The 1,747-nt window shown below is 68.9% G+C and carries 1 protein-coding gene; it reads left to right on the top strand.

The window, feature by feature from the left end; translation table 11 throughout:
* Positions 1-8 precede the first annotated feature (8 nt).
* The coding region (locus AB0M52_RS33705; protein ID WP_363961913.1) for a M36 family metallopeptidase at positions 9-1,747 on the top strand (1,739 nt) is incomplete at its 3' end.

The raw sequence follows: 1,747 nt of genomic DNA, 5'->3' as shown, positions 1-1,747 counted from the left end.
GGCAGCTGGTGATCGACGACTCCTCCGACGCCCACCTGTGGAACGCCACGGTGGACGCCGAGACCGGCGAGCTGCTCAACGCCGACGACTGGACCGTTCACCATGAGCACGACGAGCTCTCCGACAACCTGGACCGGCTCGCGCCGGGGCGGTCCACGACGCTCAGCGCCGAGGCATTCCACTCGCGCAATCCGGTGCAGGACGGCTCGAGTTACGAGGTGTTCGCTGGCCCGGCCGAGAGCCCGAACGACGGCCCCCGCACCATCGTGACCAACCCGGCGGACGCGCTCGCGTCGCCATTTGGTTGGCACGACACCGACGGTGCCCCTGGTGCCGAGTTCACCACGACGCAGGGCAACAACGTCCACGCGTACCAGGACCAGGACAACAACAACGCGCCGGACTTCGGTAGCAGCCCGGACGGCGGGCCGAGCCTGACCTTCAACTTCCCGATGGACCTGGGCGAGCACGCGCAGAGCTACCGGGACGCGGCGACCGCGAACCTGTTCTACTGGAACAACATCATCCACGATGTCACGTACCAGTACGGGTTCGATGAGGCGTCCGGCAACTTCCAGATGAACAACTACGGCCGTGGCGGTGTCGGCGGCGACTACGTCCGGGCCGAGGCGGCGGACGGCGGCGGCACCAACAACGCCAACTTCTCCACCCCGGCCGCCGACGGCGGCACCCCCCGGATGCAGATGTACCTGTGGCCGGGCAACCAGTTCGGGGCCCAGAACCAGGTCGTGGTTGACGGCGTGGGCTCGTTCGACGCGACCTGGTCGCGGTTCAGCCCCGCCCCCTCGGTCGCCGGCCTGCCCGGGCACGGGTTCGTCTACGGCGGCACCGGCTGCACCGCGGCGACCTACCCGACCACGCTGCCTTCGGGCGGCTGGATCGCGGTGGTCGACGGTGTCACCACCGCCTGCACCTACCTGCAGCGCGCCCAGGTCGCTCAGTCGCTCGGTGCCAAGGCTGTGGTGGTGGCGCACAACATCGCTGGCAACGCGCCGTTGCTCACCGGTGCCATGACCACCGCGCCGGTCGTCATTCCGGCTGTTGCGGTGACGCAGGCCGACGGTAACGCCATCAAGGCCGCCATCGCCGCCGGCGACGTCACCGGTTCGGTCCGCAAGCACCCGAGCCACCCCGGCATCCGGGACGGCGACTTCGACGCCGGCATCGTCATCCACGAGTACGGTCACGGCATCTCCAACCGGCTCACCGGTGGCCCCGGCATCAACTGCCTGAGCGGCAACGAGCAGATGGGTGAGGGCTGGAGCGACTACTACGCGGTCACCATGCTGCTCGACCCGCAGTTCGACACGGCCGACGGGGTGCGTGGCATGGGCCCGTACGCCCTCTTCCAGGACGACCGCAGCGGCGCCGGCATCCGGCCGCGGCCGTACTCCCGCAACATGGAGACCCAGCCGTTCACCTACGACAGCATCAAGACCGGCGGTTGGCTCAACGGCACGTCGCTGGCCACCCCGCACGGCATCGGCCACGGCTGGGCCTCTGTCCTGTGGGACGTGACCTGGGACCTCATCGACCGGCACGGGTTCAACCCGAACGTGTACGACTCGTGGAGCACCGGCGGTAACAACCTTTCTCTCCAACTGGTGACGGACGGGTTGAAGCTGCAGGGTTGCGGCCCCGGCTTCGTCACCGGCCGCAACGCCATCATCGCCGCCGACGCCGCCCTCACCGGCGGCGAAAACTCCTGCACCCTGTGGGCCTCCTT

The sequence above is a fragment of the Micromonospora sp. NPDC051296 genome, assembly GCF_040682255.1.
Classification (GTDB): domain Bacteria; phylum Actinomycetota; class Actinomycetes; order Mycobacteriales; family Micromonosporaceae; genus Micromonospora; species Micromonospora craterilacus.
This window is presented reverse-complemented; position numbering and strand designations above follow the sequence as displayed.